A 19,268-nucleotide genomic window follows, 5' to 3' on the forward strand; every position below is an offset into this window, starting at 1 on the left:
GCACGCGACCATCGTCCCGAACGGAGTGACCGCGCGATGAGCCTCATGCCCGGGGGGCCGGGCACGGTGTCGCGCGGCCCGTTCGTCCACCCGGCCCTCTTCTACCGTGACGACGGGGAGTACCTCGCCGGCACCGTCCCGTTCATCCGCGCGGGACACGAGTCCGGCGAACCCGTCGCCGTCGCGGTGCCGCACGCGCGGCTGATCCTGCTGCGCGCGGCGCTGGGCCCGGCCGCGGCCGAGGTGACGTGGCTCGACATGTCCGAGGCGGGACGCAACCCGGGCCGCATCATCCCGGGTGTGCTGCGCGGCTTCGCCGACCTGCACACCGCCGGGCGCGTGCGGATCATCGGCGAGCCGGTCTGGCCCGGCCGGTCGGCCGCCGAGTACCCCGCCTGCGCGCAGCACGAGGCGCTGATCAACCTGGCGTTCGAGGGGCGCGAGGTGTCGATCCTGTGCCCCTACGACGTGTCCGGCCTGGACCCCGTCGCGATCGCCGACGCCCGCGCCACCCACCCGGTGGTGATCGACCGGCGGGGCGAGCGCAGGAGCGGCGACTACGCGCCCCACCGCGTCATCCGCGCCTACAACCGGCCGCTGCCGGAGCCGCGCGGCGCGGTCTCGATGAGCTTCGACCTCGACGCGCTGCCCCTCGTCCGCGAGTTCGCGTGCCGGTGGGCGGCACGCTTCGGTCTCGGTCCCGACGCGGTGGGCGACCTGGAACTCGCCGTCAGCGAACTGGCCGCCAACTCCTGCCTGCACGGCGGCGGTTCGGGCGTCGCGCGGCTGTGGGCGGAGGACGGCCATGTCCTCTGCGAGGTCCGCGACGCCGGGACGATCACCGACCCGCTCGCCGGCCGCCACCCCGCCGACATGAGCCCCAACGGCGGCCGCGGCATCCTCATGGTCAACCATCTGGCCGACCTCGTCCGCGTCCACACGGGCCCGGACGGCACCGCGATCCGCGTCTACATGCGCAAGTGAGGGCCGGCATGCGCAAGTGAGGGCCGGCGCCGCCGCAATCCGGCGATGCCGAGACTTGACCTTGCACCAGGTGTACCGGACGCACGACGGGAATGACCCGTGCGGCCGATGTCAGCACGATCCTTGTGGGGAACGATGCGTTTTCTTGCCCGCGCTCACCAGATGCCCATGCGGATGATCGTCGGAGCGTTCATCGTGAACTCCGGCATGTCGAAGCTCAAGGGCGGCGACGAGGCGGCCGAGCAGACCCATGCCATGGCCAAGACCGCCTATCCGTTCCTGGAGTCGCGCAACCCGCAGGAGTTCACCCGCATGCTCGGCACGGCCGAGGTCGCCCTCGGCACCGCGCTCCTTGTGCCGCTGGTCCCCTCGGTGGTCGCGGGCGCCGCCCTCGCCGCGTTCTCGAGCGGGCTGACCGGGCTGTACCTGCGGGTGCCCGGCATGCGGGAGCCCGGCGACCTGCGTCCCACCCAGCAGGGCATCGGCCTCGCCAAGGACTCCTGGCTCTTCGGGATCGGCACCGGCCTCGTCCTGGAGGAGATCGGCCGCGCCCGGGCGGAACGCTGCGCCCGCCGCCGCTGAGACGGCCGCTTGACGCGGCGCGGCCCGCCCGGTGAGGATCGGCGCGTCCCCGAGGAGGCCGCACCATGACGTCCCAGCCCCAGCCGTCCCCGCCCGGGCCGTTGAGCGTGCGTCCGGTGACGGCCTCCGACACCGCGGCGGTCGCCGCCGTTCTCGGCCGCGCCTTCGACGACGACCCGGTCTGGCGGTGGCTGCTGCCCGACGACGCGTCCCGCGTGCGGCGGCTGACCGGGCTGTTCGCGATCATGCTGCGCCGGGTGCACCTTCCGCACGGCACCACGGAGGCCACGGGACGGGACGGAACGGCCGAAGCGGCGGCCCTGTGGGACCCGCCCGGACGGTGGCATGTGCCCGTCCGCACGCAGGCGGCCCAGGCGGTACCGCTGCTGCGGGTTCTCGGCACTCGGGTGCCCGCCACCCTGCGCACGCTCGGCGCGATCGAGGAGCAGCACCCGCGCGAGCCGCACTGGTACCTGGCGGTGCTCGGCACCGATCCTCCGGCGCAGGGCGGCGGGCTGGGCGGCGCGCTGCTGCGGTCCCGCCTCGACCGCTGCGACGCCGAGGGGGTCCCCGCCTACCTGGAGTCGTCCAAGGAGCGGAACGTCCCTTATTACGAGCGGTTCGGGTTCACCGTGACGCGCGAACTCGCCCTGCCGGGCAAGGGCTGCCCGCCGGTCTGGCTCATGTGGCGGGCGCCCGGGCAACGCCCCTGAGGGTCCCGACAGGGGTTACGGCCATGCGGTTAAGTCCGTGTCATGGCCGGATCCGGCCATCGATGCCGGGGCGCCGGGCGGCCGGTGCGCGGACGGCGGCCGTCCGCGCCCGCGTCGCGTTCCTGCTGCCCGCCACCGGCGGCTCCGGAACCGGCGGGACACCGCGAAACACGATTGGCCCGATGCGGCCACGCGGCGAGGCGCCTTTCGGACGGACCACGGAATGCCCTTTCCGCTGACCGCCCCCGTCCGCCTACCGTCGGAGGTAAGTCACCACACCGCTCCCTCTGGTGAAGGCGACAGGTGAAGCGACATGACGACGGCCGCGACGCGCGCACCGGAGGCGCGGCTTGTCCTGCACCGGCCCGGACCGGCCAGGGTCCAGGACTACCTCCTCGGCGGCAAGGACAACTACGCCCCGGACCGCGACCTCGCCCACCGGATCCTGGAGGTCCTGCCGCAGTCGGCGGACGCGGCCCGCGCCGCCCGCGCCTTCCTCGCCCGCGCCGTCCGGCTGCTCGCCGCCCGCGGCGTACGGCAGTTCCTCGATCTCGGATGCGGGCTGCCCAAGGCCGACAACCTGCACCAGATGGCCGCCCGGCACATCGCCGGCACCCGCGTCGTCTACGTCGACGACGACCCGCTCGTCCTCGCGCACGCCCGCGCGCTGCTGATCGACGGCGGCAACATCGCGGCGCTGAACGCCGACATCCGCGACCCGGCCTCGATCGTGGACAGCCCGGAGGTCCGCCGCCTCATCGACCCGGCCGAGCCGGTCGCGCTGGTGTTCTCCTCCGTCCTGCACTTCCTGCCGGGCGCCGCGGACCTCGTCGCCGGCCTCGCGGGAACGGCCCCGCCGGGCAGCGCCGTGGTCGTCTCGCACGCCACGGCCGACTTCGCCCCGGCGGCGCTCGCCGAGGCCGCGCGGCGCTACCGGGAGGCGAGCGGCGTCCCGATGATCCCGCGCGGCGCCGGTGAGATCGCGCGGCTCCTCGGACCGTTCCGCCCGCTGTTCCCCGGCCTGACGCCGATCCCCAGCGGGCATCCGTGCGGGATGCCCCGGCCGGGCCGCGAGCCGATCATGTACGGCGCCGTGGCCGTCCGCTGACCCTCCCGGCGGGCCCGCCCGCGACGTCCGATGGGTGTGGGGTTGGTCACAATGAGTCGCGCTACGGCCCGGTACGCGTGCCCGGCGTCCACCTCGCCGCAGCACCGCCCCCGTCGGTCGCGGGGGCCTCCGCGGCCGTCACGCTGAGTCAGCCGCCGGAGCACCGCGTCACGCGAATCACGTCCGCCCGTTGGAGAACGTCGACTCCCGGCACCTATGGTGGCCCGGATGGCGGCGAACACCCTGACTCCACCGCGAACCCGGATCGGCTCCCGCGAGGAGAAGGCGCCACGGATGGGCTGGCTCGACGCCCTGCGCGGTCTCGCCGCCCTTGTGGTGGTGTTCGAGCATTCCCTGGACGTGCTGCTGCCCGAGGTGCGCCGGACGGCCAGCCCGTGGTTCGACTTCGGCCGCTACGGGGTGTTCGTGTTCTTCCTCGTCAGCGGCTATGTCGTGCCGTTCTCCCTGGAGCGGCGCGGAAGCGTCCGGCAGTTCTGGGCAGGGCGGTTCTTCCGGCTGTATCCGGCCTGGTCCGTGGCCGCCGCGCTCACGCTGGCGGTCGGCGCGGGCGGCGTGTCCTACGGGCTGCCCGCAGCCCTCGGCGACCGCCCCTGGGCGGCCGCCATCGCGCACCTGACCATGCTTCAGGACCTCATGGGCGTGCCGAACGCCCTCAACGTCTTCTGGACGCTCTCCTACGAGATGGTCTTCTACCTCCTGGTGACGGCGATGTTCGTCGCCGGCGTCCACCGCTCCAGCGCCCGGGTGGCGCTGGGGTTCGGCGTGGGCGCGGCGATGCTGGGCGTGGCGCTGCCGTCAGGGCTGCTGGCCTCCCGCTGGCCGGACGGAACCGTCCTCGTCACCGTGCTGCTGCTGGCCGGCGGGCTCGCGGCGATGATCGGCCGACGGCGCGGGATGCGCCGGGCGGGGGTCACGGTCGTGGCGACGCTGGCGCTCACCCTGCTGCTCCTCAACAGCCGCATCGGCGCGATCGAGAGCCTGTGCATCATCGCCACGATGTTCGCCGGAACGGCCGTCCGGGGCGTCCAGGACGGGCGGCTGCGCACCCGGCCGGCGGCGGGGATGATCACGGTCGTCGCGGTCTTCACGCTGGCGGCGGGCATGCGCGCCCCGACCGAGTGGGCCCTGAACGCCAACCCGAACCCGCTCGGCCCGGACTGGTCCATCGCCGTCGGCGCCGCCTGGCTGACGTTCCTGGGCGGCCTCGCGCTGCGCCGCCACCGGATGCCCCGGGTCCTGGTGTGGTCCGGGCTGGTCAGCTACTCCGTCTACCTGCTGCATCCGCTGGTCATCCAGGGGGTCTGGTACGCCGCCGGACGCGACCCGAGCGAGCTTCCCGCCGTCGTGCGGCTGGGCTGGGGGGTGGTGCTGGTCGCGGCCGTGCTCGGCTCCGCCGCGCTGGCGCACCGCTTCGTCGAGCGCCCGGCCCAGCGCCTCGGACGCCGCCTGACCGACCGGCGGGCGTCACCGCGCGGCACGGCCCCCCGGCCCGCCCGGACCTGATCCCCCGGACGCGACGGCCGGGGGGGGTGATGACAGCGTTTCCCCTTCCTGCCTAAGGTGAGGCCGATTCACCCCCAGCCAGCCTCCCGGCGGAACGGATAGCGGATGACACAAGGGCCCATGCCCGCCGAGCTGCCCGACCTGCTGCGCCAGCACCTCCAGTCCGCCGTGGCAGAGATGGAGCGGGAGATCCGCGACCAGGTGCCCGAGTACGCGGGCGACGACGGCGGCGAGTACGCCAAGCGGGTGGAGCGGACGGTCAGTGACACCGTCGCGTTCTTCGTCGACTCCGTCGATCATCCGAACGCCGACGCGCACCTGCTCACCGAGCTCTACATGCAGCTCGGCGAGCAGGAGGCCAGGCAGGGCCGGAGCCTGGACGCGCTGCAGAACGCGATGCGGGTGAGCAGCCAGGTCGCGTGCCGCCGCTTCATCAAGGACGCCTACCGGCTCGGCTGGTCGCGCGAGACGCTGGGCCGGCTGACCGACTCGCTGTTCATGCTGCTGGCGCGGGTCGCCGACGCGGCCGCGCAGGGGTACGCACGGGAGCAGGGGCAGCTCGCGACCGAGCGGGAGCGCCGCCGGGACAGGCTGCGGGACCTGCTGATCGCCGAGCCGCCGCCCGCGCAGGAGGCGATCTCCGACCTGGCGGTGGCGGCCCGCTGGGACCTGCCGAAGAGCATCGGCCTGGTCGCGCTGCCCGCGGGGGCGCCCGCCGGGGCGCGGATCCTGCCGCCCGGGGTGCTGGCCGACTGGGAGGCGCCGATCCCCTTCCTCGTCGTGCCCGACCCGGAGGGCCCCGGCCAGGACAGGCTGTGGCCGGCGCTGCGCAGGCTCGGGACGGCCGCGATCGGGCCGACCGTCCCGCTCGGGCGGGGCGGTGTCTCGCTGCGCTGGGCCCGGCACGCTCTGACCCTGGTGGACCGGGGGCTGCTGCCCGGCGGCGCCCCGGTCCGGTGCGTGGACCACATCGCTTCGCTGGCGACGCTGGCGGCGGACGAGCTGGTCGACGCGACCGCCGCCACCGTCCTCGGGCCGCTGCTCGATCTCGCCCCGGCGCGCCGCCGGCCGCTCGCCGAGACCCTGCTGACCTATCTGCAGTGCGGCGACAACGCGGTGATCGCGGCGGAACGGCTCCACATCCACGAGCAGACCGTCCGGTACCGGCTGCGCCGCATCGCCGAGCTGACCGACGGGCGGTTCACCGAACTGGACGGCCGGCTCGACATGATGCTGATGCTGAGCTGGCTGGTGCGGTCCGCCCACGCAGAGCAGCGGGCGTAGCCGGGCCGGCCCTACAGGAACGCGGCGACGCGGGCGGCGAACTCCTCGGGAGTGACGATCTCGACGCCGAGCTTCTCCGCCTTGTCCTTCTTGGAGCCGGCCTTGCCCCCGGCGACGAGGAGGGACGTGCGGGCCGAGACCGACGAGGACGCCCTGCCGCCGGCGCGTTCGATCAGTTCGTTCACCTCGTTGCGGGACAGCCCGCCGAGCGGCCCGGACATCGCTCCGGTCGCGACGACGGACAGGCCGCTCAGCGGCAGGCCGGGCGCGCCCGCCTCCTCGCCGGCCTCGTCCGGCGCGGCGGCGCCCGGCTCGGTCATGGTCACGCCCGCGGCGACGAGCTTGTCGATCAGCGGGGCCAGCTCGGCGATCTCGGCGACCAGCACCGTGGCGCGTTCCGGGCCGACTCCCTCGACCTCCTGGAACGCCTCGGCGTCGGCGGCGCGGATCGCGTCCATCGCGCCGAAGTGGCGGGCGATGCGGCGGGACATGGACCGGCCGGTGCCGCGCACGCCGAGCGCGCAGAACACCTTGTTCAGCGGCTTGGCCTTCGCGGCCCCGATCGCGGCGAGGAGCGCGGCGGTGCTGGTCTCGCCCATCCGGTCCAGGGCGATGACCTGCTCGTGGGTGAGGACGAACAGGTCGGCGAAGTCGGTGATCAGCCCGGCGTCGACGAGCTGGTCGATGCGGTTCTCGCCGAGGCCCTCGATGTCGAGCTGGTCGCGGCCGACGGCGTACCGGACGGACGCCACGGCATGGCAGGACCGGCCGCGCACGCACCGCCAGCGCTGCTGGGACGCGTCGATGCCGTCGCCGCAGCGCGGGCACGCGGACGGCACGCCGATCGGCCGCTCCTCGCCGGTGCGCAGGTGCACGACGGGGGCCTCCACGCGGGGGATCACGTCACCGGCCTTGTAGACGGTGACGTGGTCGCCGATCCTCAGACCGCGCCGTTCGATGTCGGCCGCGTTGTGCAGGGTCGCGTAGGTGACGACCGAACCGTCCACCTCGACGGGCTCCAGCACGGCGCGCGGCGCGATGACCCCGGTGCGGCCGACGTTCCACTCGACGTCCAGCAGCCGGGTGATCTTCTCGACCGCGGGCAGCTTGTAGGCGATGGCCCAGCGGGGCGCGCGGGAGGAGATCCCGGCGTCGGCCTGGTCGGCCGCGGCGTCCGCTTTGATCACGATGCCGTCGATGCCGAAGTCCAGCTCGGCGCGCAGCGCCGCGATCTCCCCGACCCGCTTGTGGAGGTGCTCGACCGAGGTCGCGGTGACCGCGGGCACCGGCGTCGCCGCGGTGGTGTGCGCGCCGAGTCCGGCGACGAGCTCCATGATCCCGCTGTGCGGCAGCTCGCGCAGCCGCGCGGCCGTCGCGTCGTCGGTGCCTTCGAGAGGGAGGGCGCCGTAGGCGAAGAACGTCATCTCCACCCGGTAGGCGCGGTCCTTGGTGCGCAGCGACCCGGCGGCGGCGCTGCGCGGGTTGGCGAAGGCCGCTCCCCCGGCGGCCGTGCGGGCCGTGTTGGCGGCCTCGAACTGGGCGCGGGTCATCAGGACCTCGCCGCGCAGCTCGACGGTGAGCGGCTCGGCGAGCCGCCCCGGCAGGCCGCTGATCAGGCCGATGCCGCGGGAGACGTCCTCGCCGGCGGCGCCGTCGCCGCGCGTCACCAGCTGGACGAGGCGCCCGTCCCGGTAGCGCGCCGAGATCGCCAGGCCGTCCAGCTTCGGCTCCACGCTCCAGGCGGCGACCTCGCGGCCGAGCCTGCGGACCAGGCCCGCGGCCCACGCCTCCAGGCCCTCGGCGGAGAACACGTTGTCGAGGCTGAGCATCGGGACGGTGTGCGGGACGTCCCCGATGACCGCTCCCCCGGCGACCTTGCCCGTCGGGGAGCCGGGCAGCACGTGCTCCGGGTTCTCGGCCTCGTAGGCGGCGATGCCCCGCACCAGCCGGTCGAAGGCGTCGTCGTCGAGCGGCGAGTCGCCCTCGCCGTAGTAGGCGGCGGAGGCGGTGACGGCGGTCTGGACGGCGGCGGCGTAGGCGGCCTGGTCGCCGATCTCGGTACGGGCCGGTGTCTCGGTCATGAGGCCATCCTGCCTGGTGCCACCGACATTTCCGGGCCGTGTGAGGCAGCCCGGGTGATCATGTGGGGGTCCGTTCCGGCGGGAGCGGATCGGACGGCCCGTCGCCCCGGGCGGCGGCCGCGGAGCGCGACAGCAGGGCCACCCCGGCGGTGAGGAGGACCGCGCTGACCGAGACGGCGGTCAACGCCGCCGCCGTCCGGGGCGGCAGCGTCCGGAAGGCGAGGACGGCCACCAGGTAGGAGGCGATGGGGTTGGTCATCGTCATCGCGGTCATCGCGGCGGGCAGCGATCCGGCGGCGAACGCCCGCTGCTCGATCACGAGCCCGAGGAGCGTGCTGCCCGCCAGGGCGTAGCCCGGCCAGTCCGCGGCGGTGGCCGCGACGCCGTGGTCGACGAGGCTCGCCGTGGTGAGCTTGATCAGGACCGCGGTCGCCGCGAAGCACAGACCGGCGCAGACGCCGAGCAGCGCCGCCCGCACCGGTCCCCTCCGCAGCCACGCCGCCCGGGACAGCACGGCGATGAGCGGCGCGGCGATCAGCCCGGCGATCAGCAGCCGCGACCGGGACGGCTCGCCCGCGGGCGGGATCGCGCCCGGAACCGTGAACAGGACGGCGAGGCCCGCCGAGACGGCCATGCCGCCGAGCACGTCCATCCGGGCCGGGCGGCGCCCCGTGCCGGCGGCGCCGAGCAGGATGGTGAAGACGAGCTGGGTGACCAGCAGCGGCTGGACGACGGCGGTCGACCCGAAGTGCAGGGCGGCGGCCTGGGTGAAGAACCCGGCCATGTTCACGCCCCACCCGGTGAGCCACACCGGGTCGCGGAGCAGTTTGCGGATCAGGCCGTGCGCGGCCGTGGCGTCCATGCCGCCGTGCGCGGCGCGCCTGGCGGCGCGGTACTGCAGGGCGGCGGCCGCCGCGAACAGGAAAGCGGCGAGCAGGCTGAACGCGACCGACCACGCCATCAGGGCGTTCCGGCCCGCGCGCCGCCGGCGCGATCCGTTCCCCGCCGGCCTTCCGCGCCACCGGCCGCGACCGCTTCGGACCGGATCACCACGCCTCCCGCGTCCTCGTGCAACGCGCCGCCTTCCCGATCATCCTTCCCACGATTCGGCCGGTTCGCCCCAAGGCGGGGACCGGCTTCGCGGCACGATCGCGACGCCCGCGGATGCCCTCCGAACCTGCATTTCCACATGCGCCGCGCTGAGCTCCGGGGGTTCACACGGTTTTTCCTGCGAAAACTCGCTCGAAACCCTTGACCTCGCGCGCCAAACGGGCATAAATACGAGGGAAACAAAGATAAACGGGAGGGAAACCACATGCATCGGGGAACGGCACCCGCATGATCGTCACGGTGACGCTCAATCCGAGCCTCGACCGGACGATCGAGGTGGACGTGCTGACCCGCGGCGCGGTCATCCGGGCGCGGTCGGCGCGGCTGGACCCCGGGGGCAAGGGCGTCAACGTCTCGCGGGCCCTGCTCGCCAACGGCGTCGCGTCCACCGCCGTGGTCGCGGTCGGCGGCGCCGACGGCGACCAGCTGCGGCGGCTGCTGAAGGGCGAGGGCATGCGGGTCCGCGCCGTCCGCGTCGCGGGCCGCACCCGGTCCAACGTGACCATCGTCGAGCCGGGCGGCGTCACCACCAAGCTGAACGAGCCCGGCGGCCCGCTGGCGCCGGGCGAGCTGGACGAGATCGGCGCCGTCGTGGCGGCCGAGGCGGGCACCGCGAGCTGGGTGGTCGGCTGCGGGAGCCTGCCGCCCGGCGTCCCGGACGGCACCTACGCCGAGCTGTGCCGCAGGTTCGGGCCGGACGGCATCCGGGTCGCGGTCGACTCCAGCGGCGCCGCCCTGCGCGCCGCCGTCCCCGCCGGGCCCGACCTGATCAAGCCGAACCGCGAGGAACTCGCCGAGGCCGTCGGCGGCCCGGTCGACACGGTCGCCGACGTCGTCGAGGCCGCCGGGGAGCTGCGGGCGCGCGGAGCCCGCGCCGTCCTGGTCAGCCTCGGCGCCGAGGGCGCGGTGCTCGTCGACGACGACGGCGTCCTCACCGGCGAGGCGCCGGTCGCCCGGGCGCGCAGCACGGTCGGCGCCGGCGACGCCCTGCTCGCCGGGTTCCTCGCCGCGGGCGCCCGCGGCCCCGGCGCCCTCACCGAGGCGCTCGCCTGGGGCGCCGCGGCCGTCCGGCTGCCCGCCAGCCGGATGCCGGGCACCGCCGACGTCCGGCGCGACATCGTCCGCATCCATCCCCGGCCGGACCTCACCCGGCCCCTCGTCACCTGACCCCGTCCACCCGAGCCCCGCACCCCACTCAAGCCCCGTCCACTCAAGCCACGGTCACCAACACCCCCTGTTAGCACCCACCCCCGATCGACAGGAGGCCCGAGATGGCCACCGACTACACCCCAGAACCCGCGGGAAGCGGGCTCCGAGCGCAGGTCCAGCGGTTCGGCGGCAAGCTGGCCGGGATGGTCATGCCGAACATCGGCGCGTTCATCGCCTGGGGCCTGATCACCGCCCTGTTCATCCCCACCGGCTGGCTGCCCAACGAGGACCTGGCCGAGCTGGTCGACCCGATGATCAAGTTCCTGCTGCCGATGCTGATCGGCTACACCGGCGGCCGGATGGTGCACGGCCAGCGCGGCGCGGTCGTCGGCGCGGTCGCCACCGTCGGCATCGTCGTCGGCTCCGACGTGCCGATGTTCCTCGGCGCGATGATCATCGGGCCGCTCACCGCGTACCTGCTGAAGCTGTTCGACGACCTCGTCCAGGACCGCGTCCGGCCCGGGTTCGAGATGCTCGTCGACAACTTCTCCGCCGGGATCATCGGCGGCGCCATGGCGGTCGCGGGCAACCGGGGAATCGGCCCGGTCATGAACACCTTCACCGAGTGGGCCGGAGACGGCGTCGGATGGCTGGTCGACCACGACGTGCTGCCGCTCACGTCCCTGCTCATCGAGCCCGCGAAGGTGCTCTTCCTCAACAACGCCATCAACCACGGGGTGCTCGGCCCGCTCGGCGTGCAGCAGGCCGCCGAGACCGGCAAGTCCGTACTGTTCATGCTGGAGTCCAACCCCGGGCCGGGCCTCGGCGTCCTGCTCGCCTACTGGTTCTTCGGGCCGAAGCGGCTGCGCCCGACCGTTCCGGCCGCCGCGATCATCCACTTCTTCGGCGGCATCCACGAGATCTACTTCCCCTACATCCTGATGAAGCCGCGGATGATCCTCGCCGCGATCGCGGGCGGCATGACCGGCGTCGCGATCTTCATGGCCTCGGGCACCGGCCTGGTCGCGACCCCGTCGCCGGGGAGCATCTTCGCCTACCTCGCGCAGACGCCGCGCGGCGCCGGCAACTGGATCGGCGTCTACACCGGCATGCTCGCGTCCGCGGCCGTCTCCTTCGGGGTCGGCGCCGCACTGCTCGGCTTCGGCAGGCTCGCCGAGCCGGCCGCCGAGGGCGGCGACGACGCAGGGGATGAGGTCGGCGCGGATGAGGCCGGTGCGGAGGGGGCCGGCGCGGAGGGCGAGGGCGCCGCCGACGGCACCGCCAAGGAGACCAGCGCCCGCTGACCGCGCACGAGATCACACGGCCGAACCACCCAGTCCGAAAGGCACACCCACGATGAACGGCAAGGACATCCGCAAGCTCGTCATCGCCTGCGACGCCGGCATGGGCAGCAGCGTCATGCTCGCCGGCCGGCTGCGCAAGTCGCTGAAGAAGACCGACGTGACGGTCGTGCACACGCCCGTCGACGACATCCCGGCCGACGCCGACGTGGTCGTCACCCACACCGGGCTGGCCGACCGCGCCCGCCGCGGCGCCGGCGACGCTCCCGTCATCGCGTTCGAGGTCTACATCGGCGACCCCGCCGTCGACCGCCTGGTCAAGGCGATCAAGGACGGGGGTGAGGTCGGTGCCTGACCGGGCCACCGGTCTGCTCGCCCCCGGGGCGATCCGGCTGGACGCCCGCGCCGGCGGCCGCGACGACGCCGTCCGGACCTGCGGGCAGGTGCTGGTGGACATCGGTGCCGTCGAACCCGGCTACATCGACGCGATGCTGGAGCGGGAGCGGTCGATCTCCACCTACCTCGGCGAAGGGGTGGCCATCCCGCACGGCACGTCCGGAGGCCGTGACCTCATCCACCGGGACGCGCTCGCCTTCGTGAGATTCCCCGAGGGCGCGGACTGGAACGGCGACCCCGTCACCGTCTGCATCGCCATCGCGGCGCGCGGCGACGGGCACATGGAGATCCTCGCCGAGCTGGCCGAGGTGCTCATGGACCCGGACAAGGCACGCGAGCTGCGCGAGGCCGCCGAGCCGGACAAAATCCTCGCCCTGCTCGACCCGCGGGCAGAAGAACAGCAACCGACGGACCCGCTGCAGACGGATCCGCTACAGACAGGACAGGGACACGCCGTATGAAGGTCGCCCGTTTCTACGCACCCGGCGACATCCGCCTGGAGGACGCGCCGGAGCCCACGCCCGGCCCCGGCGAGCTGAAGATCCGCGTCCGCAACTGCTCGACGTGCGGCACCGACGTCAAGATCTCCCGGTTCGGGCACCACCACATCGTCCCGCCGAGGGTGATGGGACACGAGATCGCCGGCGAGGTCACCGAGGCCGGCCCCGGCGCCGGGGACTGGACGGCGGGCGACCGCGTCCAGGTCATCGCCGCGATCCCGGACGGGACGTGCCCGGAGTGCCGCCGCGGCCGGATGACGGTCTGCACCGCGCAGGAGTCGATGGGATACCACTACGACGGCGCGTTCGCCGAATACATGATCGTCCCGGCGAAGGTCCTGGCGGTGCGGGGGGTGAACCGGATCCCGGACGGCGTCTCGTTCGCCGAGGCGTCGGTGGCCGAGCCGCTCGCCTGCGTCCTGAACGGCCAGGAGCTGGCGGGCGTCGGCGAGGGCGACGACGTCGTGGTGTTCGGCTCCGGGCCGGTCGGCTGCCTGCACGTGCGGGTCGCCCGCGCGCGCGGCGCCGCCCGAGTGTTCCTCGTGGAGGTCAACGCCGAGCGGCTCGGCCAGGCGGCGGCGATCGTGAAGCCGGACGCCTCGATCGACGCGGGCGCCACCGACGTCGTCGAGGAGATCCTCGAACGCACCGGCGGCCGCGGCGCCGACGTCGCGATCACGGCCGCCGCGTCGGGCGCCGCGCAGGAGCAGGCGCAGCGGCTCGTCGCGCCCGGCGGCCGGGTCAGCCTGTTCGGCGGGCTGCCCAAGGACGATCCGGTCATCTCCGTCGACGCCAACCGCGTCCACTACCGGGAGCTGTCCCTGGTCGGCGCCAACGGGTCGAGCCCCGCCCACAACGCCCGCGCGCTGGAGCTGATCGGCTCCGGCCGGGTGCCCGTCGAGGACCTCATCACCCACCGCCTTCCCCTGGACGACCTGCACGAGGCCCTCGACCTCGTGACCCGGGGCGCCGCGATCAAAGTGACGATCGAACCCTGACCCCGAGGCGAGCCGGACCCGAGGCGAACCCTGACCAGAAGGAGGCAGCCGTGCCCGAACGCACCGTCGTCATCGGCTCGGCGCAGGGGCTGCACGCGCGCCCCGCGAAGATCTTCGTGCACACGGCCGCGCAGCAGCCCGTCCCGGTGACCATCCGGGTCGGTGACCGCGCGGCGGTCCCGGCGAGCAGCATCCTCGGCGTGCTGTCGCTCGGCGCGGCCCGGGGAACGGAGGTGATCCTGTCCGCCGACGGCGACGGGGCCGACACGGCGCTGGACGAGCTGGCCGAACTGCTCGCCGCCGACCTGGACGCGGAGGAACCCGGCCATGCCTGAGCCGCACGGCCCGGCGTGAGGGAGCGCAACGCGGCCCGGACGCACCACAATGGCGGGTGAACGGGAACGGACTCGGGACGGGTGAGGCGAGGGTCATGTACGCCGAAGAACGACAGCAGGCGATCCTCGCGCTGGCGCGCTCGAAGGGCCGCGTGGACGTGGTCGCGCTGGCCGAGGAGTTCTCGGTCACCACCGAGACCATCCGCCGCGACCTGACCGTCCTCGAACGCGCCGGGACGATCCGCCGCGTCCACGGCGGCGCCATGCCGGTCGAGCGGCTCGGTTTCGAGCCCGAGCTGGCGGCGCGGGACGCGGTGATGACCGAGGAGAAGCAGCGCATCGCCAAGGCGGCGCTGGAGGAGCTGCCCGCCGACGGCTCGATCATCGTGGACGCCGGGACGACCACCGCCCGGTTCGTCCAGCTCCTGCCCACCGACCGCGAGCTGACCGTGATCGTGAACTCGCCGCCGCACGCCTCGGTGCTGGCCACCCGCCCCAACCTGACCGTGATCATCCTGGGCGGGCGGGTCCGGGGCCGGACGCTGGCCACGGTGGACGAGTGGGTGCTGCGCCCGCTGGCCGACCTGTGGGTGGACGTGGCGTTCATGGCGACCAACGGCTGCTCCGTCGAGCGCGGGCTGACCACGTCCGACCAGGCCGAGGCCGCGGTGAAGCGGGCGATGATCGCCTCGTCGCGGCGGCGGGTGCTGCTCACCGACCGCACCAAGATCGGGCACGACCATCTGGTGCGGTTCGGTGACCTGTCCGACATCGACGTGCTGATCACCGACACCGGCCTGGACACCGACCTCGCCGCCGACCTCGCCGCCGAGGGCCCCGAGATCGTCCGCGCCTGACGCCGCCGCGCGTCGGCGGCCCGCCGTCCGGCCCGGTAGGCTGACCGCGCCGCGCCGGGGCGGCGGGACACCCCGGCCGATCCCGGACGGAGGTGGAGTGATGACGCAGGCGCCCGCGGGCCGGGCCCCCGGCGCCCTCCCCCTCCCCGACCGGCTGCTGGCCGTCGCGACGCGCCTGTTCGCCGACAAGGGCTTCGAGAACACCTCGGTCCAGGAGATCGTCAACGCCGCCGGAGTCACCAAGGGCGCGATGTACCACTACTTCGGCTCCAAGGACGACCTTCTCTACGAGATCTACCACCGGCTCATCGGCCTGCAGATGTCGCGCCTGGAGCAGATCGCGGACGGCCCCGGCACCGCCGAGGAACGGCTCCGCGCCGCCGCCGTCGACGTCCTCGACACCTCGTTCCGCTACCTGGACGACTTCACCGTCTTCTTCCGCTCCACCCACCTGCTCCCCCGCGACCGCCGCGAGGCCGTCCGCGCCGAACGCCGCCGCTACCACGAGCGCTTCCGCGGCCTGGTCGAGGAGGGCAGGCGCGAAGGCACCTTCCGCGACCGCGCCTCTGCCGACATCGCCGTCCACTTCTTCTTCGGCACCGTCCACCAGATCGGCGCCTGGTACCGCCCCGGCGGCCGCCTCGAACCGGCCGCCATCAGCGAGCACTACGTCGACCTCTTCTTGAACGGCCTGAAGAACCCTTGAACGGCCTGAAGAGTTCGCGAACGGCCTGAGGGACTAGCCGGCCGACGCCGCCTTCTCCACGTGCTCGATCTCGAGGGCGGCGTCCCGGTGGCGGGCGCGGAGGGGCTTCTTGTCGAACTTGCCGACGGTGGTCTTCGGGATCTCGTCCAGGAACGTCCAGTACTCGGGGACCTGCCAGCGCGCCACCTTGCCGGCGAGGAAGGACGCGAGGCCGGCCGCGGTGGCGGTCGCGTCGGGGCGGAGGACGACGCAGGCCAGCGGACGCTCGTCCCACCGGGCGTCGGGGACGCCGATGACGGCGGCCTCCGCCACCGCGGGGTGCGCCATGAGGTGGTTCTCCAGCTCGACGGAGGAGATCCATTCGCCGCCCGACTTGATGACGTCCTTCGCCCGGTCGGTGATCTGGAAGAAGCCGCGGTCGTCGACGGTGCCGATGTCGCCGGTGCGCAGCCAGCCGCCGTCGAACTTCTCCGGCGCGGGGTCGCGGTGGTAGGCGCCGGTGATCCACGGGCCGCGGACCTCGATCTCGCCGACGGCCCGGCCGTCCCACGGGAGTTCCGCGCCCGACTCGTCGACGATGCGCATCTCGACGCCGGCGGCGACGCGGCCGGACTTCAGCCGCCAGTCCAGGTCCTCGGCGGTGCCGGGTTCGACGCCCGGCGGCGGGAACGCCATGCCGCCGAGCGGGCTGGTCTCCGTCATCCCCCAGCCCTGGACGATGCGCAGCCCGTAGCGCTCCTCGAACCGCTCCAGAAGGACGCGCGGAGCGGCGGCTCCGCCCGAGGTGCCGGCGCGCAGGGAGGAGAGGTCGAGCTCGTGCCGCTCCCCGTAGGCGAGGATCGCGTTCCAGATGGTGGGGACGGCGGACGACAGCGTGCTGCGCTCCTCGGCGATGAACGCCGTGAGGTGCTCGGGCTGCATGAACGGGCCGGGCATGTGCAGGGTCGCGCCGGACAGGAACGCCCCGTACGGCAGGCCCCACGCGTTCACGTGGAACATGGGGACGATGGTCAGCACCCGGTCCGCCTCGGTGATGCCGATCAGCGATGCCGACTGCACGGCCATGGCGTGCAGGAACGTCGAGCGGTGCGAGTACACGACGCCTTTGGGGTCGCCCGTGGTGCCGCTGGTGTAGCACATCGACGCGGCGGCGCGCTCGTCGACGTCGGGCCAGTCGTAGCCGGGCTCCTCCGCGTCGAGCAGTTCGCCGTAGCGCAGGACGGGCGCGCCGTTGCCGTTGTCGCGCAGCGGTGCGGCGTCGCCGTCGCCGACGACCACGAACGCCTCGACGGCGGGCAGTTCGTGCACGACCCTGGCCAGCAGCGGAACGAGGGAGTCGTCGACGATGACGACCTGGTCGTCGGCGTGGTTGATGATGTGCGAGAGCTGCTCGGGGAACAGCCGGATGTTCAGCGTGTGCAGCACCGCGCCCATGGCCGGCACCGCGAAGTACGCCTCCAGGTGCTCCTGGTTGTTCCAGCAGAAGGTCGCCACCCGGTCGCCGCGGCGGACGCCGAGCCTGGCCAGGGCGGACGCGAGGCGCTCGGCGTTCTCGGCGACCTGCGCGAACGTGGCGCGCCTCGGTGCCCCGCCGCCCGTCCAGGTGACGCATTCGCTGCGCCCGTACACGCGCGCGCCGTGCCGCAGGATCGCGGCGACCGACAGCGGAAAGTCCTGCATCGTGCTGGGGATCATGGCAATTCTCCGATTCTCCGGCCCGCCGGTCAGTCGACCAGGACGGAAAGGGTCTCGGCCACGCAGACCGGCTTGTCGCCGCCCTCGCGTTCGATCGTCACGCGCACCGCGGCCCGCGCGCCCGAGGGACCGCGTTGCAGCGACAGCAGTTCGGCTCCGGCGCGGATCCGCGAGCCCACCGGCACCGGCGCCGGGAAGCGGACCTTGTCGGCGCCGTAGTTCACGCCCATCTTCAGGCCCTCGACGCGGTAGATCTCCGCGGCGAGCATGGGCAGCAGCGACAGGGTGAGGTAGCCGTGCGCGATCGTCCCGCCGAACGGGCCGCGCGCCGCCCGCTCCGGGTCGACGTGGATCCACTGGTGGTCGCCGGTCGCGTCGGCGAACAGGTCGACCTGCTCCTGTGTGATCGTGTGCCACTCGCTGTGGCCGAGGTGGCTTCCGACGGCCTTTTCGTACTCGTCGACTCCGCTGAACGTGCGCATGCGGTCGTGACCTCCGTGCAACGACTGTTCCGTGAACGGGACGATGACAACATACCGACCGGTTGGTATGCAATCCCCGCGACGGACCGGCTCGGGTCCGGGAGTCGTTCCGGCCGGCGGGCGGGACGGCCCCGCGGCGTCCGCCCCGGCACCGCGGGACCGTCCAGCCCGCCGGCAGGTGGCCGGCGCTTCGGCTGACGCGCGGGCCCCCCTCCTGCTCACGGCCCGCCGGCGCCATCGCGATCCGGCTCTCACCATGCACAGCGCCTACGCGCCGTAATGCGTCACACACCCCACAGTTACCGACGAGTACACATGGTCCACCAGGGCATATGCGCCGACGCCGGTTTCCGGGTCCAGCGTCTCGGCCACACCCCCGAGCAGGGGGAGACGAACACAGAGCGGGCATGCCTGGACAAGATTCGCGGAACGGTCACCGAGTGTGCGCCCGGCCACCAAAACGCGGCGATCTTTTAGCGCCCGGGGATATTGCCAGGATGCGGTCCCGGGCGTTGGATCTGCGCTATGAAGATCGCCGCGCGGGCGGCGATGGTCGTCGTGACCCTCATCGCGACGCTCATCGCCCACCCCCTGCCCGCCGGGGCGTCCGACCCCGCCCCCGAGAACACCCCCGCCCCAGGAACCTCCGAGCACACCATCGCCATGGGCGACTGGAATCGCCCCTACCTCCTGCACGTCCCCCCGGAACGTGCGGCGGACGAAGGCGAGCCCGGCCGGCCGCTGCCGCTCATCGTCGCGCTGCACGGCGGCCTGAACGATCCCGAGTACGTCCGCGAGCAGAGCGGGCTCGACGAGGTCGCCGACGAGGCCGGCTACGCCGTCGCCTACCCCGAGGGCCTCCTCGGCACGTGGAACGCCGGAGCGTGCTGCTGGTTCGCCCGCTGGACGGGCGTCGACGACGTCGCGTTCCTCGACGAGCTCATCGACACGCTGGTGCTGCAGGGCGTCGCCGATCCGCGCCGGGTCTTCGTGACCGGCTTCTCCAACGGCGGCGGCATGGCCTACCGGTACGCGTGCGAGCGCTCGGCGAAGGTCGCCGGGATCGCCGTGGTGTCGGGCGCCCTCGCCATCGGCTGCACGCCCGACCATCCCACGTCCGTCCTGGCGTTCCACGGCACGTGGGATCCGTCCGTCCCCTACCACGGCGGCGGGAACATGGACGCGGACGTCGACTTCCCGTTCTTCTCCGTCCAGATCACCATGGAGTACTGGAGGTGGCTGAACAAGCTGCCCGCGCTGTCGTGGCCGGTGCCCGGCGGACCGGACGGCTGCGTCGGCACCGGCCCGGGGCCCCTCCTCGTCGCGCTCTGCACCGAACAGCAGGGCGGCCACGAATGGCCCCCCTACGCCAGCGAGCTGATAGCGGAGTTCTTCACCGCCCGCCCCTCGCTGCCGAAGGAGACCTGACGGGCGGCGGGCGGCGCGGGGGCACGCCGCCCGCC

At 73.5% G+C, this 19,268-nt stretch carries 19 protein-coding genes; 15 read left to right on the forward strand and 4 right to left on the reverse strand.

Translation table 11 applies throughout. The features are described 5' to 3' along the window. Window positions 1-36: 36 nt before the first annotated feature. From ACGFIS_RS22695 to ACGFIS_RS22720, 6 genes are all read left to right on the forward strand, one after another. The gene (locus tag ACGFIS_RS22695; protein WP_392972378.1) at window positions 37-984 is read left to right on the forward strand and encodes an anti-sigma factor RsbA family regulatory protein; all 948 of its coding nucleotides are present in this window, start codon (window positions 37-39) and stop codon (window positions 982-984) included. 168 nt (window positions 985-1,152) lie between these two features. Then, window positions 1,153-1,566, forward strand: coding sequence for a hypothetical protein (locus tag ACGFIS_RS22700; protein ID WP_392906818.1), 414 nt, complete (start codon window positions 1,153-1,155; stop codon window positions 1,564-1,566). Between the two features lie 65 nt (window positions 1,567-1,631). Next, window positions 1,632-2,279, forward strand: a complete 648-nt coding sequence (locus ACGFIS_RS22705) for a GNAT family N-acetyltransferase (protein ID WP_392906819.1) — start codon at window positions 1,632-1,634, stop codon at window positions 2,277-2,279. Between the two features lie 313 nt (window positions 2,280-2,592). Then, window positions 2,593-3,387 carry an SAM-dependent methyltransferase gene (locus tag ACGFIS_RS22710; protein WP_392906820.1) on the forward strand — a complete coding sequence of 265 codons (795 nt, stop codon included), beginning with the start codon at window positions 2,593-2,595 and terminating at the stop codon, window positions 3,385-3,387. Window positions 3,388-3,615: 228 nt separating this feature from the next. After that, entirely contained in the window at window positions 3,616-4,911 is a 1,296-nt protein-coding gene (locus ACGFIS_RS22715; protein ID WP_392972380.1) for an acyltransferase family protein, read from the forward strand. Between the two features lie 105 nt (window positions 4,912-5,016). Continuing rightward, on the forward strand, window positions 5,017-6,195 hold the full coding sequence (locus ACGFIS_RS22720) for a helix-turn-helix domain-containing protein (protein ID WP_392972382.1): 1,179 nt from the start codon (window positions 5,017-5,019) through the stop codon (window positions 6,193-6,195). 11 nt (window positions 6,196-6,206) lie between these two features. Here the strand turns inward: ACGFIS_RS22720 and ligA are convergent, their stop codons facing one another. Further along, window positions 6,207-8,276: an NAD-dependent DNA ligase LigA gene (gene ligA, locus ACGFIS_RS22725; protein WP_392906823.1), complete on the reverse strand. Its 2,070-nt coding sequence runs from the start codon at window positions 8,274-8,276 to the stop codon at window positions 6,207-6,209. 58 nt (window positions 8,277-8,334) lie between these two features. After that, complete coding sequence (locus ACGFIS_RS22730) at window positions 8,335-9,237, reverse strand: DMT family transporter (RefSeq protein ID WP_392906824.1); 903 nt, start codon at window positions 9,235-9,237, stop codon at window positions 8,335-8,337. A 389-nt stretch (window positions 9,238-9,626) separates the two neighbouring features. On the opposite strand from ACGFIS_RS22730, the gene pfkB reads away from it, so the two are divergent. From pfkB to ACGFIS_RS22770, 8 genes are all read left to right on the forward strand, one after another. Next, window positions 9,627-10,553: a 1-phosphofructokinase gene (gene pfkB / locus ACGFIS_RS22735; RefSeq protein ID WP_392906825.1), complete on the forward strand. Its 927-nt coding sequence runs from the start codon at window positions 9,627-9,629 to the stop codon at window positions 10,551-10,553. A 104-nt stretch (window positions 10,554-10,657) separates the two neighbouring features. Next, on the forward strand, window positions 10,658-11,839 hold the full coding sequence (mtlA, locus tag ACGFIS_RS22740) for a mannitol-specific PTS transporter subunit IIC (protein ID WP_392906827.1): 1,182 nt from the start codon (window positions 10,658-10,660) through the stop codon (window positions 11,837-11,839). Window positions 11,840-11,891: 52 nt separating this feature from the next. Beyond that, a complete protein-coding gene (locus tag ACGFIS_RS22745) occupies window positions 11,892-12,191 on the forward strand; it encodes a PTS lactose transporter subunit IIB (protein WP_392906829.1) in 300 nt (99 codons plus the stop codon). Further along, the gene (locus ACGFIS_RS22750; protein WP_392906830.1) at window positions 12,184-12,693 is read left to right on the forward strand and encodes a PTS sugar transporter subunit IIA; all 510 of its coding nucleotides are present in this window, start codon (window positions 12,184-12,186) and stop codon (window positions 12,691-12,693) included. The genes ACGFIS_RS22745 and ACGFIS_RS22750 overlap by 8 nt, the downstream gene beginning before the upstream one ends. Continuing rightward, window positions 12,690-13,730 (forward strand): zinc-dependent dehydrogenase, encoded by a 1,041-nt coding sequence (locus ACGFIS_RS22755; protein ID WP_392906831.1) that lies wholly within the window; start codon window positions 12,690-12,692, stop codon window positions 13,728-13,730. Before ACGFIS_RS22750 ends, ACGFIS_RS22755 begins: the two co-directional genes overlap by 4 nt. A 50-nt stretch (window positions 13,731-13,780) precedes the next feature. Then, complete coding sequence (locus ACGFIS_RS22760) at window positions 13,781-14,065, forward strand: HPr family phosphocarrier protein (RefSeq protein WP_392906833.1); 285 nt, start codon at window positions 13,781-13,783, stop codon at window positions 14,063-14,065. Window positions 14,066-14,160: 95 nt separating this feature from the next. Next, window positions 14,161-14,922 (forward strand): DeoR/GlpR family DNA-binding transcription regulator, encoded by a 762-nt coding sequence (locus tag ACGFIS_RS22765; RefSeq protein ID WP_392906957.1) that lies wholly within the window; start codon window positions 14,161-14,163, stop codon window positions 14,920-14,922. 100 nt (window positions 14,923-15,022) lie between these two features. Then, on the forward strand, window positions 15,023-15,628 hold the full coding sequence (locus ACGFIS_RS22770; RefSeq protein WP_392906834.1) for a TetR/AcrR family transcriptional regulator: 606 nt from the start codon (window positions 15,023-15,025) through the stop codon (window positions 15,626-15,628). A gap of 33 nt (window positions 15,629-15,661) precedes the next feature. Here the strand turns inward: ACGFIS_RS22770 and ACGFIS_RS22775 are convergent, their stop codons facing one another. Both ACGFIS_RS22775 and ACGFIS_RS22780 read right to left on the reverse strand, forming a co-directional pair. Beyond that, complete coding sequence (locus tag ACGFIS_RS22775; RefSeq protein WP_392972384.1) at window positions 15,662-17,323, reverse strand: long-chain fatty acid--CoA ligase; 1,662 nt, start codon at window positions 17,321-17,323, stop codon at window positions 15,662-15,664. 29 nt (window positions 17,324-17,352) lie between these two features. After that, on the reverse strand, window positions 17,353-17,805 hold the full coding sequence (locus tag ACGFIS_RS22780) for a MaoC family dehydratase (protein ID WP_392906837.1): 453 nt from the start codon (window positions 17,803-17,805) through the stop codon (window positions 17,353-17,355). Between the two features lie 525 nt (window positions 17,806-18,330). Here ACGFIS_RS22780 and ACGFIS_RS22785 point away from each other — a divergent pair. After that, window positions 18,331-19,233, forward strand: a complete 903-nt coding sequence (locus ACGFIS_RS22785) for an alpha/beta hydrolase family esterase (RefSeq protein ID WP_392906838.1) — start codon at window positions 18,331-18,333, stop codon at window positions 19,231-19,233. Window positions 19,234-19,268: the final 35 nt, after the last annotated feature.

Origin of the sequence: Spirillospora sp. NPDC048824, from assembly GCF_043198455.1 — a bacterium.
Taxonomy (GTDB): domain Bacteria; phylum Actinomycetota; class Actinomycetes; order Streptosporangiales; family Streptosporangiaceae; genus Spirillospora.